Source organism: Puniceibacterium antarcticum, from assembly GCF_002760615.1.
GTDB classification, from domain to species: domain Bacteria; phylum Pseudomonadota; class Alphaproteobacteria; order Rhodobacterales; family Rhodobacteraceae; genus Puniceibacterium; species Puniceibacterium antarcticum.
Genome location: NZ_AWWI01000182.1, coordinates 185681 through 199159 on the forward strand (window position 1 = coordinate 185681; position 13479 = coordinate 199159).

The window sequence follows — 13479 nt, forward strand, 5'->3', positions numbered from 1 at the left end:
TTCCATGCTCAAGACTGTCTCCGGATCGCAGATCAAAAACCTGTGGGATGCGACCCACGCGGACACACTCAGCGAATCCGACAAGCTGCTGTATCGCTCCAACCGTCTGGGGTCAGACAAGCGGGTGACCAATTACGGTGGCGGCAGTGGCACCATTGACAAAGCTGAGTTTGCGACGCTCTACATGAACAAGCTGACCGCGCTGAAGGGTCTCTACCGCGGTGTGGCGTTCGAGGATGAGATGGTGGCCTATCTGCCCCATTGCACGTTCGCTCTGAACCCGCGTGCGGCGTTGATCTACACGCCCCTGCACGCTTATGTTCCAAAAGCATGTGGATCACATTCACTCTGATGCGATCATCGCCATTGCAGCTGCGTCCAATTCCAAAGAGCTGACGCAAAAAATCTTTGGCGACACCATCGGCTGGCTGCCTTGGAAAAAGCCCGGATATGAACTCGGTCTCTGGTTGGAGGATTTCTGCCTCAGGAACCCCGATGCCAAGGGCGTCGTGTTGGAAAGCCACGGGTTGTTCTGCTGGGATGATGACGCTGAAACCTGCTATGCCACCACTCTGAACACGATCAACCGCGCCATCGCCTGGTTCGAAGAACAGACCGCCGATATCCCGGCCCTTGCTGGCGAAAAGCACCCCACCCTGTCGGCGGCAGAACGTCACCGCGTTGCCACCGCTCTGATGCCCGCAATTCGCGGAATGATCTCGGGTGACAGTCACAAGGTTGACCATTTTGATGATCAGGACGCCGTGCTGCAATTCGTCGGTGCGCAGGACATGCCGCGCCTTGCGGCCCTTGGACCCTCTTGCCCCGACCACTTCCTGCGCACCAAGATTCGCCCGTTGGTCGTGGATTTCGATCCTGCGAACCCCGACATCGACGCGACGATTGCGGGTCTGACCGAGATGGTCGGGGCATATCGAGCGGATTACACCGCATATTACGAACGCTGCAAACACGACAACAGCCCGACGATCCGGGACCCAAACGCGGTGGTCTACCTCGTCCCCGGTGTGGGCATGATCACCTCTGCAAAGGAGAAGGCGACGGCGCAGATCTCGGGTGAATTCTAAGTCAACGCAATCAACGTGATGCGCGGCGCGGATGCGGTCAGTGACTACCAGGGTCTGCCGGAACAAGAATCTTTCGATATCGAATACTGGCTTCTGGAGGAGGCCAAGCTTCAGCGGATGACCAAACCCAAGGCGCTTGCCGGACGGATGGCCATCGTCACTGGCGGCGCTGGTGGCATCGGTGCCGCGACTGCCGTGCGGTACCTGACCGAAGGCGCTTGCGTGGTGGTGGCGGATATCGACAAGGCAGCCTTGGCCGACACAGCGCAGACGCTGTCGACCACGTTTGGCAACGACGTCGTGCGCACGGTCGAAATGAACGTGACCTCCGAAGACGCCTTCATTGGGGCCTAAGCCGATATGGCGGTGGAATTCGGCGGCGTCGACATCGTGGTATCAAATGCCGGAATCGCGTCGTCGGCCAAGGTCGAGGATACCTCGCTCGAACTTTGGAACAAGAATATGTCGATCCAGTCGACGGGCTATTTCCTTGTCGCCCGCGAGGCATTCAAACTGCTCAAGACACAGGGCATCGGCGGCGCGATTGTCTTTGTCGCTTCCAAGAACGGTTTTGCCGCCTCGCCCGGGGCCGCAGCCTATCGCACCGCCAAGGCATCAGAAATCCATCTTGCACGGTGTCTCGCCCTCGAAGGTACGCCCGAAGGCATCCGCGTCAATGTGGTAAACCTGGATGCCGTTCTGCGCGGATCAAAGATCTGGTCCGGGGAGTGGCTCGATCAGCGCGCCGCAACCTATGGCACCGACAAGGGCGGGCTTGAGGAAATGTACCGCGAACGCTCGCTGCTCAAACGCTCTGTCCTGCCTGAAGATATCGCCGAGGCCTGCTATTTCTTCGCCTCGGACCTCTCGTCCAAATCGACGGGCAACATCATCAACGTGGATGCTGGCAATGCGCAGGCGTTCACGCGCTGAGTGACCCGAGGGAGGGGACACATGATCGACACCTCAACCATTGAGGCCGCCCAAACCTTGCGCGCAGATTATGACGCTCTGGGCGCGCATCTGGACCGGCGCGGCATCGACATCGCCGGAATCAAGAATAAGGTGGCGGCCTATGGAAACGCTGTCCCGTCCTGGGGCGTGGGTACGGGGGGCACCCGCTTTGCGCGTTTTCCCGGCGCGGGCGAACCGCGCAGGATCTTTGACAAGCTCGACGAGTGCGGCCTGATCCATCAACTGACTGCAGCAACGCCATCGGTATCGCTGCACATTTCCTGGGACAGCGCCGCTCTGGCGGATCTGCTGAGCAAGGGCGAAGCAGTTGTCCTGAGCTTTGATGCTCTGAATTCGAACACCTTTCAGGACCAGAGCGATCAGGCGCACGGCTACAAGTTTGGCTCGCTCTCCCACACCGACGCGGCGACGCGGACACAAGCGGTGGAACACAACCTCGCATGTATAGAGTTGGGGCGGCAGATCGGATCCAAGGCGCTGACCATCTGGGTGGGGGACGGGTCGAACTTTTCGGGGCAAAGCCATTTCACCAGAGCTTTCGAACGCTATCTGGACAGCGCACAGTCGATCTATGCGGGGCTGCCCGACGACTGGCGCCTGTTCACCGAACACAAATTGTACGAACCTGCCAACTACTCCACCATCGTGCAGGACTGGGGCACCAATTGTCTGATCGCCAAGGAATTGGGCGTACGGGACTTCTGCCTCGTCGATCTGGGCCACCACGCGCCAAATGCGAATATCGAGATGATCGTTGCCCGTCTGATCCAGTTCGGCAAGCTCGGCGGCTTTCACTTCAACGATTCCAAATATGGCGATGATGATCTGGATACCGGATCCATCGATCCCTACCGGCTTTTCCTCGTCTTCAACGAGTTGGTGGATGCCGCCGACACACCCGGATTTGACCCGGCACATATGCTGGACCAGAGCCACAATGTCACAGACCCTATAGAAAAGCGCCACGGAGGTTCAGCGCGCCCATGCGCAGGCGCTGCTCGTGGATCGTGTGGCGCTGTCCGGGTGCTAGGACAGCAACGATGCGTTGATGGCCTCCAACACACTAAAGCGGGCGTTTAGGACGGATGTTCAACCGATATTCGCCATGGCACGGCTGGAGAAAGGTGCAGCCATCGATCCGCTCGCGGCCTATCGGCAGTCCGGCTATCGCGCGAAAGTGGCAGCAAAGCGTCCCGCGGTCACCGGCGCGGGCGGCGGCATCGTATGAACAGCGCCCTACGCAATAAAAAGGCGCGCCGCCCCTAGGGTGACGCGCCTATAGTCGTATCTCAGCGAAAGCTTACTTCAGACCCTCAGCCTGCACCCAATCCCAAGTCAGATCCAGCGCGCGGCCCATGCGGGCAAGAATCTGGTCGATGTCATCCTCGGTCACGATCAGCGGCGGACACAGCGCAACCGTGTCATAGACGGCGCGACAGATCAGACCTTCCTGCGCGGCGAATTTCGCAACCTGTCCCGACACCTTGCCGGTCGGAGTGAAGCTGCGCTTGGTCGCCTTGTCCGCCACCATCTCGAGCCCGGCGATGAGACCGACGCCGCGCACTTCGCCCACCAGCGGATGGTCGGCGAACTTACGCAAACCGCCCTGGAACTGCGCCTCAAGCCGGGCGGCATTCCCGATCAGATCCCGCTCTTCGATGATGGCAAGGTTTTCCAGACCGACGGCGCAGGCCACCGGATGGCCCGACCCGGTATAGCCATGCCCGAATGTGCCCAGCTTTTCCGAATTGTCGGCAATGGCGTTGTAAACCTTGTCGTTCATGATGATCGCGGCCAGCGGCATGTAGGACGATGTCAGCTGCTTCGACGTCACCATGATATCGGGGGTAAAGCCGTATTTCTGGCAACCGAACGTGGTGCCAAGACGCCCAAAACCGTTGATCACCTCATCCGAAATCAGCACAATGTCGTATTTATGGCATAGCGCTTCGATCCCCGGCCAGTAGCCTTCGGGCGGTGTCATCACGCCGCCGGCACCCATCACCGGCTCGCCGATGAAACCGGCGATGGTTTCGGGACCTTCGGCCAAGATCACATCCTCGGCCTCTTTCAGCAGACGTGCTGTAAATTCAGCCTCGGTTTCGCCCTCTTCGCCCCAGCGCCAGAAATGTGGGCAGGTCAGATGCGTGACGGGAATCGCAGGAAGGTCGAAATCCTTGTGGTTGCCCGGCAGACCGGTCAGCGACCCCGAGGCGATGGTGATCCCGTGATAGCCTTTGTTGCGGGCGAGGAATTTCTTCTTCTCCGGGCGGCCCAGACCGTTGTTCATGAACCACAGCATCTTGATGACGGTGTCGTTTGCTTCGGAACCGGAGTTGGTGAAGAACACGCGGTTCATGCCCTCGGGCGCCATCTCGGCCAGCTTTTCGGCCAGACGGATCGCTGGCTCATGCGCCTTGTGCGCAAAGCTGTGGTAATAAGGCAGCAGATCCATCTGCCGAACGGCTGCGTCTCGCAGTCGCGGTTCGGAAAAACCGACGGCGACAGACCACAGCCCAGCCAGGCCTTCGATATATTCCTTGCCCTGATCATCATAGACGCGGACGCCATCGCCGCGCGCCATGATCATCGGCCCCTGCTTTTCGTGCAGGCGCATATTGGTATAGGGGTGCATGCTGTGCGCGATATCGGCCGCGGCAAGCGAGTTGGACAGGTCGTTCATAAGTCTCTCCGAAAATCAGGCGCGCGCGTCGCGGCCAAGGAATCCCCCAAGGAAGGAGGCAAGCGATGTGGTAAGATCGGGTGAAAGATAGCCACCCTCCTGAACAAGCACAGTGGGCAGATCCGCACCGGCGATCAAAGCGCCCGCTTGCCGGAAACCGTCAAAAGTGACCTTCATGCCCTTTAGCGGATCGTTCTCGTGTGCATCAAGTCCCAGACTAATCACAAGCGCGCCCGGATCGAACTGCTTGATCTGCGCCAGCGCGTCGGAAATGGTAGCGCACCATGCATCGTCACCGGTGGTGGCCGGCATCGGCAGGTTGAGGTTGAACCCCTTACCCGCGCCGCGGCCAGTTTCGTGAGCATGACCTGCAAAGAACGGATAATACTGGTGCGGGTCAGTGTGAACAGAGATGAACAGCACATCGTCGCGTTCATAGAATATCCACTGGGTGCCATTGCCGTGGTGCACATCTATATCAAGAATCGCCACCCGATCGTATTTGCTGCGCAGCCGTTCAGCGGCGATGGCCGAGACGTTCATCAAGCAATGTCCGGCGCAGGTTTCGGCATCGGAATGGTGCCCGGGCGGGCGTGTCAGCGCGTATGCGGCGCGTTCCCCCCCCAGCACGGCATCCGCTGCGGCGACCGCACAATCTGCAGCGCGGCGGGTCGCGGTCCAGCTGTTTGACCCCATCGGCGCAGAGGTGTCGCCCATATGCCAGCCCGCGCGACCGACGATGCTGTCAGGATAAGTTGCCCAATATCTCTGCGCAAACGCGTTGGGTACCACTTCGGCCCCAGCATTTGGCAGTTTCTGCCACTGCTCCCAGGCAGTTTCCAGAAACGTCAGCAATTGCGGTGTATGCACCGCCTCAAGACAGGCGCGCGGCGCCTCGGGCGGTTCTTCGGTGCTCAGGCCAAGCTGAACCAGTCCGGCAATCAGCAGCGTCGCCCGCTCGGCCTGTTCGGCATTGCGCATCAGCGCGCCGTTGGTCAGGCGGAACTTGGGATCATGGGCCTCGGTCTCTTTGGCATAATAGCACTTCATGGGGCAGATTTGTCCTCCAATAAGCGAAACTGTTGGCAGACAAGCGTCCGCGCGGTTCCGATGTGATAATCTATGGCATCAACCGCAGCGTCGGTGTCACCCGCTGCGATGGCATCAATGATCGGCTCGTGGGTTTCGGCCATCCGGTGCGCGTCATCATAGAGCCGCCCGATCAGGATCAGTCCCAGCTTGGTTTCATTGGCGATCTGGTCGAAAACGGTCAAAAAGCGCGGATTGCCCGACCCCTGACAGATCAGCCGGTGAAAGTGCATGTCCGCCTCGACCTGGCACACCATATCCTCGCCCGCATCAGCGACACGGTAAAGTTCACTGAGTTGGCCGCGCAGCAGTGGCAAGGTCTCCTCTGCGCCCGTTGCCACCAGACGGGCAATCGCTGCACGTTCGATGACGATGCGAAATTCGTACAGGTTATCGAGTGCGGCAGAAGAGACCGATTGCACAAAAAATCCGCGATTTGTGCGATATTCAACCAGTCCGGAACTTTCCAGCAGCCGCGCCGCTTCGCGAACCGGGGCACGAGAGACACCCATGTCTCGGGCAATGGCCGATTCGGACAAAGGCGCGCCGGGTCGGATTCGCCCCGCCATGATCGCCTCGGCCAGCAGATTGGCCACGCGATCCACCAGGCCATCACGGCTGAGCGGCTGAAACCGCGATTTTTTCGAGGCTGTTGGGTTCGACGGGTCAAACACGGCAGTGGGCGTCCATATGGAAAGCACGTTGGAAAAAAGCCTAACTGCAGGAATGTCGATTGTCGACAATTTCCTTGACTCGTGGTCCGGAACCGCAATGCTTACAGAAATCGTAATCGGACCAAGGATGACTTCATGCCGGATGGCACGACCGACCGACCTGTTTCCGCCCTGCGCCGCGACCTTGCGGCGGCCTACCGCCTCATCGCACTCGAAGGGATGGACGACAGCATCTACACCCACATCTCGGCCCGCCTGCCCGATGGCCCGAATGGGGAAAAGCGGTTTCTGCTGAACCCTTACGGCCTTCGTTTTGATGAGGTGACAGCCAGCAATCTGGTCACCGTGGACGAAACTGGCGCGGTGATCGACGACCCTTATGGTTCGGGCGTGAATGCGGCTGGATTCACCATCCATTCCGCCGTGCACATGGCGCGCCACGATGCGACCTGCGTGCTGCACACCCATACGGTGGCGGGTGTTGCCACCTCTTCGGTGAAAGAGGGGCTCTTGCCGCTCAACCAATGGTCGGCGCAGTTTTACAATCGCATCGCCTTTCATGACTACGAAGGCATCGCGCTGAACCTTGCCGAACGCGAACGCATCGTGGCCGATCTGGGCAAAAAGAATGTGATGTTGCTGCGCAATCACGGCGTTTTGGTCCTGGGCCGGTCGGTTGGTGAGGCTGTCGCCATGGTGATGAATCTGGAACGGTCCTGCCGGGCGCAGATCGCAGCACTTGGCATGGGGCTGACGCCTTTGGTTCTGCCCGATGACGTGGCCGAACACACTGCTCGCCAATACGAAAAGGCCTATGACGGCATCCACGCCAAAGGCGTCGATCCGGAATGGGACGCCATGCTGCGCCGCCTGAACCGTGCCGCACCTGACTACGCAGACTGACCCCGGATCAACCGGGGCGCCTTTAGAAGACTATAAACCACAACGGGGAAGACTGATGAACTTTTTGAAAACCACCACATTTCTGATTGCGGCGGGCCTGGCCACGCCTTTGCTGGCGCAAGACGCTGGCGGGCGGATCGACATTGTCGTGCAGCCGGAACCGCCCAGCCTGATGCTGGGTCTTGTGCAGAACGGCCCCACGCAGCTGGTCGCCGGCGACATCTACGAAAGCCTGCTGCGCTATAATACCGATCTTGAACCGCAGCCCAGCCTCGCCAAATCCTGGGAAATCTCAGAAGATGGCCTAACCTATACCTTCCATCTGCAGGACGGTGTGAAGTGGCATGACGGCGAACCCTTCACCTCGGCCGATGTTGTGTTCTCGGCAGATGTGTTCCTGCGTGAAACGCATGCACGCATGCGCTCTTCGCTAGCCTATGTGGACAGCATCGAGGCGCCGGATGATCAGACCGTGGTCTTCAAGCTCAAGACGCCATTCGGCCCCTTCATCGGCGTGTTCGAGGCAGGCACTATGCCAATGATCCCCAAGCACATCTATGAAGGCACCGATTACGCCAACAACCCAATGAACGCGACACCGATCGGCACCGGACCCTTCAAGTTTGAATCCTGGGAGAAGGGCAGTTACATCCATCTGGTTAAGAACGAAGACTATTACCTTGAGGGCAAGCCCCATCTGGATGAGGTCTATTACCGCGTCATTCCCGACGCGGCCTCGCGCGCCGTGGCGTTTGAAACGGGTGAAGTGGACGTGCTGCCCGGCGGATCTGTCGAAAACTGGGACGTGCAGCGCCTGACGGAACTGGACAACACCTGCTCGACCGGCAAGGGCTGGGAGTTCTTTGCGCCGCACGCCTTCATGTGGCTGAACAATCGCGAAGGGCCGACTGCTGATGTACGTTTCCGCCAGGCGGTGATGTACGCCATGGACCGCGAATTCGTCAAAGACGTGGTTTGGAACGGCTTTGGCAAGGTCGCGACGGGACCTGTGTCCTCAAAGACCAACTTCTATTCCGATGATGTGACGCAATACGATTACAACCCGGAAAAGGCCAAGGAACTTCTGGCCGAAATGGGTTATGACGGCACCCCAGTCAGCATTCTGCCGCTGCCTTATGGGGAGACATGGCAGCGTTGGGCAGAAGCAGTGCGCCAGAACCTGCAAGAGGTCGGTATAACGGTTGATATCGACTCGGCTGATGTCGCGGGCTGGAACGAAAAGACGTCCCAGTGGGACTACGACATGGCCTTCACCTATCTCTACCAATACGGCGATCCGGCTCTGGGGGTGTCACGCAACTATGTGGAATCCCAGATAGAAAAAGGCAGCCCTTGGAACAACGTCGAAGGTTACCGCAATCCTGAAATGGACGCGAAATGGGCAGCTGCCGCCGTCTCACCCAGCCCCGATGAGCGCACCAAGATCTATTCGGAGATCCAGAAGGAAATCGTCGATGACGTGCCGGTGGCATGGCTGCTCGAAATCGAATTTCCGACGATCTACAATTGCAATGTGCAGGATCTCGTGACCACCGGCATCGGTGTCTCGGACGGTCTGCGCGACGCCTGGATCAAGCAGGAATAGCACCGTGCAGGGCGCCGGAAGTTCCGGTGCCCTGTTCTGAACCCGCTGGTGCCATATCCGCGATACATACCTGACGTCATTGAGGACCCCCCCAACAGATGTCCCTGATCACCACAATCCTCGGGCGACTGGTCAAAGCAGCGATCACGCTGCTGGCCATCGCCGTTCTCAACTTCTTTCTGATCCACGCCGCCCCCGGCGACCCCGCTGCCGTTCTGGCCGGAGAGGCGGGTGCCGCTGATCCGCTGTTCATCGCCCAGTTGCGCGAACGCTTTGGTCTGGATCAACCGCTTTATGTCCAGCTCTGGTCCTACGTGAAAAATGTCCTTACGCTCGACCTTGGGTATTCCTTTCGTCAGGGCATGCCGGTCTACGATCTGATCGCTCAGCGCCTGCCTGCGACACTGCTGCTGACGCTGTCGTCTTTCGTGATCTCGCTCAGCCTTGGCATCGCTTTTGGTGTTGCTGCGGCAGCACGGGTGGGCAAGGCCTCTGACAGCGTCCTGACCACCATAGCGCTGCTGTTCTATGCAACGCCGCTCTACTGGGCGGCGCTGATGGCCGTTCTGGTGTTCTCGGTTCAGTTGGGCTGGCTGCCGGGCTTTGGCTATGAAACGGTGGGCAGTGGCTACAGCGGCCTTGCCCGGGCCTGGGACATCCTGCAGCACCTTATCCTGCCGGCGCTGACGCTGGGGCTTTTCTTCATGGCCGTCTATATGCGCATGACCCGCGCTTCGATGCTTGAGGTCAGCCAGATGGATTTCGTGAAAACCGCACGGGCCAAGGGCCTGTCCGGCCCGGTCATCCGCCGCCGCCACATCCTGCGCAACGCGCTGTTGCCTGTCGTGACGTTAGCGGGCCTGCAGGCCGGGCAGCTGATTGGCGGCGCGGTTCTGACCGAAACCGTCTTTGCCTGGCCCGGCATAGGACGGCTGATGTTCGAAAGCCTTGAGGCGCGCGACTACAACACAATCCTCGGGGTCTTCCTTGTGTCCGCCGCAATGGTCATCGTGTTCAACATTCTTACCGACATCGTTTACCGCATCGTCGACCCGCGGATCGGAGCAAAATCATGACCCTCTGGAAACGCTTTGCCACCAACCGGGGCGCGGTGATCGGGCTGATCATCCTGCTCTGCGTCATCGCCATCGCCCTGCTCGCACCGGTGATCTACCCCGGCGGCCCGTGGAAGATGGTGCAACGCCCCTTCCTTGTTCCCTTCACAAACGGCGATCTGCCGCTGGGCACCGATACGCTGGGCCGCGACGTGGCTGCCGGGCTCGTTCATGGCGCGCGAGTGTCCCTGCTGGTCGGGCTGGTCTCGACCGTGATGGCGCTGCTGATCGGCGTGCCTTTGGGCGCCCTCGCAGGGTTCTATGGTGGGTACGTGGACGAAGGCGCGATGCGCTTTACCGAATTCTTCCAGACGATCCCGAACTTCGCCCTCGCCATCGTGCTTGTCGCGATCCTGGAGCCGACGCTGGGTTCCATCACCCTTGCAATCGCCATAGTTTCCTGGCCCCCCGTCGCAAGGCTGGTCCGGGCCGAGGTGATGTCGCTGAAGCGGCGTGAGTTTGTCGAGGCGGCGCATCTTGCCGGCCTGTCGAATACCCGAATTCTGGTCAGTGAAGTGCTGCCAAATGCGATCTCGCCGATCATCGTGATGGCGTCGCTGATGGTCGCAACGGCGATCCTACTGGAATCCTCGCTGTCCTTTCTGGGATTGGGCGATCCCAACATCATGTCCTGGGGCTATATGATTGGTGCTGCACGCACGGTGATCCGATCGGCGTGGTGGCTGTCCTTCATGCCCGGCGTTGCGATCCTGCTGACCGTGCTGGCGCTTAACCTGATCGGTGAAGGGTTGAACGATGCCTTCAATCCGCATCTGAAGAAGGGCCGAACATGACAGACGCCATCCTCTCCATAGACAGCCTGACCATCGACCTGCCCATCGGCGCCGACCGCCCGCACGCGGTCGAGGATGTCAGCTTTGACCTCAACAAGGGTGAAATCCTCTGTGTTGTGGGCGAAAGCGGCTCGGGCAAGTCGATGACCGCGAATGCGCTGATGGGTCTGCTGCCAGATGGTGTGACCGTCGGCAAAGGCCGCGCAATGTTTGACGGCAAGGACGTTCTGACCCTGCCCGAGGCGCAAAAACAAGCAATGCGTGGCGCGCGGATTGGCATGATCTTTCAGGAACCGATGACCGCGCTCAACCCGCTGATGCGAATCGGTGATCAGATTGCAGAGGTCTTTGCCGCCCACAACCTGCTGAGCGGATCCGAACGGCGCGCCCGCGCGCTGGCGCTAGTGAAAGAGGTCGGCCTGCCCGATCCCGAAAAAATCATCCGCGCCTATCCGTTTCAGCTGTCCGGCGGACAGCGCCAGCGCGCGATGATTGCCATGGCGCTGGCGCTGGAGCCGGAAATCCTAATTGCGGATGAACCCACCACCGCGCTGGATGTGACCACGCAGGCACAGATCCTTCGGCTGATCTTGGCATTGCGGGAAAAACACGGCATGGCGGTGATGTTCATCACACACGACTTTGGCGTAGTGGCCGAAATCGCCGACCGGGTAATTGTTATGCGCTACGGTCAGATTGTTGAGGCTGGGATCGCAAAACAGGTGCTGGAAAGCCCTCAGCACGAATATACCCGCGCCCTGCTGGATGCGATCCCGACCGGGACCGTGCCTGAACTGGCCCCCATCACCACGGCGCCGGCGCTGGAAATCCGCCATCTGAACAAGATCTACCGCACCGGTGGCAGCCCATTTCGCGCAGCGCGCGAGGTGCGGGCGGTCAACGATGTCTCGCTCACCATCGCCAAGGGCGAAGTGGTGGGGCTGGTAGGAGAATCCGGGTCGGGAAAATCGACCTTGGGCCGCGCCGTTGTGCGGCTGGTCACTCCGGATTCCGGGCAGGTGCTGGTGGGTGGCGTGGACATGGCCGCGCTTGATGAAAATGAATTGCGCAAGCAGCGCCACCGGGTGCAGATGGTTTTTCAGGACCCCTATGCCTCGCTCAATCCGCGCCACCGGATCCTGCGGACACTGTCAGACGGGCCGATGGCCAAAGGCGTTTCCAAACAGCAGGCCCATAAACGCGCGCTGGACCTGCTGGAGATCGTCGGGCTGGGCGCCGATGCCGCCACCCGCTTTCCGCACGAATTCTCGGGCGGGCAGCGCCAGCGCATCGGCATCGCCCGGGCCCTCGCCATGGACCCCGAACTGATCATCGCGGACGAAGCCGTTTCGGCACTTGATGTGTCAATCCAAGCGCAGGTGCTGGAATTGCTCGCGGATCTGAGGCGCCAGATGGGCCTGTCGATCCTGTTCATCACCCATGATCTGCGCGTCGCGGCGCAGGTCTGCGACCGGATCGCCGTCATGCAATATGGCAGATTGGTCGAGGTCGGCCCGGTGCGCGATGTCTTTCACGCCCCGAAACAGGCCTATACGCGCGAACTGCTGGCCGCCGTCCCAGGCGCCGGATGGGCCATGGAAAAAGAGGATGCCACTGCATGAGTCAATCCCGCTGGACGGGCGTTGTGACCTGCCGCACGCTGGATCTGCGTGCGCGCTTTGGTGCGGCCTTTACCGAACTTGCGCCCGAGATCACGCTGCTGACACCGGATGAGGTGACAGACCCAGCAGCGGTGGATTTTGTGCTGAGCTGGGTGCCGCCCAAGGACGCCTTTAGCCCCTATCCCAACCTGCGCGGCATCTTTTCCATCGCCGCCGGGATGGATGCAATCCTGGCGTGCCCGTCTCTTCCAAAGAATGTGCCGGTGATCCGGGTCGAAGATCCGGATCAGGCGGCGCAGATGGCCGGGTTTGCCGCGTTTCATATCGTCTGGCATCACCGCCAGATGGGACTGCATCTGGAAAATCAGGCCAAAGGTGTGTGGAAACGCCCCGCCTCGGGCCGCTCACCCGCCAGAGTACGCGTCGGCGTCATGGGATTTGGCCTCATGGGCCGGGCTGTGGCGCTGGGGGCGCGGGCCTTGGGGTATCCCGTCGCTACGCTGTCGCGCAACCTGCCCCCAAAGCCTGAGGCCGGGATGGCGCATTTCACCGATGCGCATCGGGCGGCCTTTCTGGCCCGTACGGACATCCTGATCAACGTGCTGCCGATGACACCCGCAACCAAGGGTTTGTTCGACATAGATCTTTTCGCCGCTCTGCCTGTCGGTGCGGCCTTCATCCATCTGGGCCGCGGCGCGCAGCTGGATGAAAGCGCATTGCTGTCGGCCCTGGAAACGGGCCAGATTTCAGGCGCCTCTCTGGATGTCTTTGCCCCCGAACCACTGGTCGCGGAGCATCCGTTCTGGTCACATCCCAAAGTGTTTGTGACACCCCACACCGCCAGCGAAGCCGAACCGCCTGCAGTCGTCGCCAATGTGGTCAAGCACCTTTCGGCGATCGGCTGAACGCAGCCGAGTCGCAGATGGCCCG

The 13479-nt window shown here is 60.2% G+C and carries 11 protein-coding genes and 1 pseudogene; 9 read left to right on the plus strand and 3 right to left on the minus strand.

Going from position 1 to position 13479, the window contains the following annotated elements; translation table 11 throughout:
* Window positions 1-4 precede the first annotated feature (4 nt).
* The 3 genes and pseudogenes from P775_RS26525 to P775_RS29535 all read left to right on the plus strand — a co-directional run bounded on the left by P775_RS26525 (window position 5) and on the right by P775_RS29535 (window position 3291).
* Window positions 5-2021 (plus strand): annotated as a pseudogene (locus tag P775_RS26525) (bifunctional rhamnulose-1-phosphate aldolase/short-chain dehydrogenase).
* A 21-nt stretch (window positions 2022-2042) separates the two neighbouring features.
* Window positions 2043-3143 (plus strand): apurinic/apyrimidinic endonuclease family protein, encoded by a 1101-nt coding sequence (locus P775_RS26530; RefSeq protein ID WP_245875876.1) that lies wholly within the window; start codon window positions 2043-2045, stop codon window positions 3141-3143.
* A gap of 25 nt (window positions 3144-3168) precedes the next feature.
* A complete protein-coding gene (locus P775_RS29535) occupies window positions 3169-3291 on the plus strand; it encodes a hypothetical protein (RefSeq protein WP_281256136.1) in 123 nt (40 codons plus the stop codon).
* 72 nt (window positions 3292-3363) lie between these two features.
* Here P775_RS29535 and P775_RS26535 read toward each other — a convergent pair whose 3' ends face one another.
* The 3 genes from P775_RS26535 to P775_RS26545 are packed head-to-tail and all read right to left on the minus strand — an operon-like array spanning window position 3364 to window position 6509.
* Window positions 3364-4746 carry an aspartate aminotransferase family protein gene (locus tag P775_RS26535; RefSeq protein WP_099913796.1) on the minus strand — a complete coding sequence of 461 codons (1383 nt, stop codon included), beginning with the start codon at window positions 4744-4746 and terminating at the stop codon, window positions 3364-3366.
* 15 nt (window positions 4747-4761) lie between these two features.
* The gene (locus P775_RS26540) at window positions 4762-5796 is read right to left on the minus strand and encodes a histone deacetylase family protein (RefSeq protein WP_099913797.1); all 1035 of its coding nucleotides are present in this window, start codon (window positions 5794-5796) and stop codon (window positions 4762-4764) included.
* On the minus strand, window positions 5793-6509 hold the full coding sequence (locus P775_RS26545) for a GntR family transcriptional regulator (protein ID WP_245875877.1): 717 nt from the start codon (window positions 6507-6509) through the stop codon (window positions 5793-5795). Before P775_RS26545 ends, P775_RS26540 begins: the two co-directional genes overlap by 4 nt.
* Before the next feature lie 135 nt (window positions 6510-6644).
* Here P775_RS26545 and P775_RS26550 point away from each other — a divergent pair, with 135 nt between their 5' ends.
* The 6 genes from P775_RS26550 to P775_RS26575 all read left to right on the plus strand — a co-directional run bounded on the left by P775_RS26550 (window position 6645) and on the right by P775_RS26575 (window position 13454).
* Entirely contained in the window at window positions 6645-7412 is a 768-nt protein-coding gene (locus P775_RS26550; RefSeq protein WP_099913798.1) for a class II aldolase/adducin family protein, read from the plus strand.
* A gap of 55 nt (window positions 7413-7467) precedes the next feature.
* Window positions 7468-9018, plus strand: a complete 1551-nt coding sequence (locus tag P775_RS26555) for an ABC transporter substrate-binding protein (protein ID WP_099913799.1) — start codon at window positions 7468-7470, stop codon at window positions 9016-9018.
* Between the two features lie 98 nt (window positions 9019-9116).
* Complete coding sequence (locus P775_RS26560; protein WP_099913800.1) at window positions 9117-10094, plus strand: ABC transporter permease; 978 nt, start codon at window positions 9117-9119, stop codon at window positions 10092-10094.
* On the plus strand, window positions 10091-10927 hold the full coding sequence (locus tag P775_RS26565; RefSeq protein ID WP_099913801.1) for an ABC transporter permease: 837 nt from the start codon (window positions 10091-10093) through the stop codon (window positions 10925-10927). Before P775_RS26560 ends, P775_RS26565 begins: the two co-directional genes overlap by 4 nt.
* On the plus strand, window positions 10924-12549 hold the full coding sequence (locus P775_RS26570; protein WP_099913802.1) for an ABC transporter ATP-binding protein: 1626 nt from the start codon (window positions 10924-10926) through the stop codon (window positions 12547-12549). Before P775_RS26565 ends, P775_RS26570 begins: the two co-directional genes overlap by 4 nt.
* Window positions 12546-13454: a 2-hydroxyacid dehydrogenase gene (locus tag P775_RS26575; protein WP_099913803.1), complete on the plus strand. Its 909-nt coding sequence runs from the start codon at window positions 12546-12548 to the stop codon at window positions 13452-13454. The genes P775_RS26570 and P775_RS26575 overlap by 4 nt, the downstream gene beginning before the upstream one ends.
* Window positions 13455-13479: the final 25 nt, after the last annotated feature.

Excerpts from the sequence above, each read along its gene's own strand:
- P775_RS26575 (WP_099913803.1), top strand. The coding sequence starts at position 12,546 with ATGAGTCAATCCCGCTGGACGGGCGTTGTGACCTGCCGCACGCTGGAT.
- P775_RS29535 (WP_281256136.1), top strand. The coding sequence starts at position 3,169 with ATGGCACGGCTGGAGAAAGGTGCAGCCATCGATCCGCTCGCGGCCTAT.
- P775_RS26530 (WP_245875876.1), top strand. The coding sequence starts at position 2,043 with ATGATCGACACCTCAACCATTGAGGCCGCCCAAACCTTGCGCGCAGAT.
- P775_RS26565 (WP_099913801.1), top strand. The coding sequence starts at position 10,091 with ATGACCCTCTGGAAACGCTTTGCCACCAACCGGGGCGCGGTGATCGGG.
- P775_RS26555 (WP_099913799.1), top strand. The coding sequence starts at position 7,468 with ATGAACTTTTTGAAAACCACCACATTTCTGATTGCGGCGGGCCTGGCC.
- P775_RS26540 (WP_099913797.1), bottom strand. The coding sequence starts at position 5,796 with ATGAAGTGCTATTATGCCAAAGAGACCGAGGCCCATGATCCCAAGTTC.
- P775_RS26560 (WP_099913800.1), top strand. The coding sequence starts at position 9,117 with ATGTCCCTGATCACCACAATCCTCGGGCGACTGGTCAAAGCAGCGATC.
- P775_RS26550 (WP_099913798.1), top strand. The coding sequence starts at position 6,645 with ATGCCGGATGGCACGACCGACCGACCTGTTTCCGCCCTGCGCCGCGAC.
- P775_RS26570 (WP_099913802.1), top strand. The coding sequence starts at position 10,924 with ATGACAGACGCCATCCTCTCCATAGACAGCCTGACCATCGACCTGCCC.
- P775_RS26535 (WP_099913796.1), bottom strand. The coding sequence starts at position 4,746 with ATGAACGACCTGTCCAACTCGCTTGCCGCGGCCGATATCGCGCACAGC.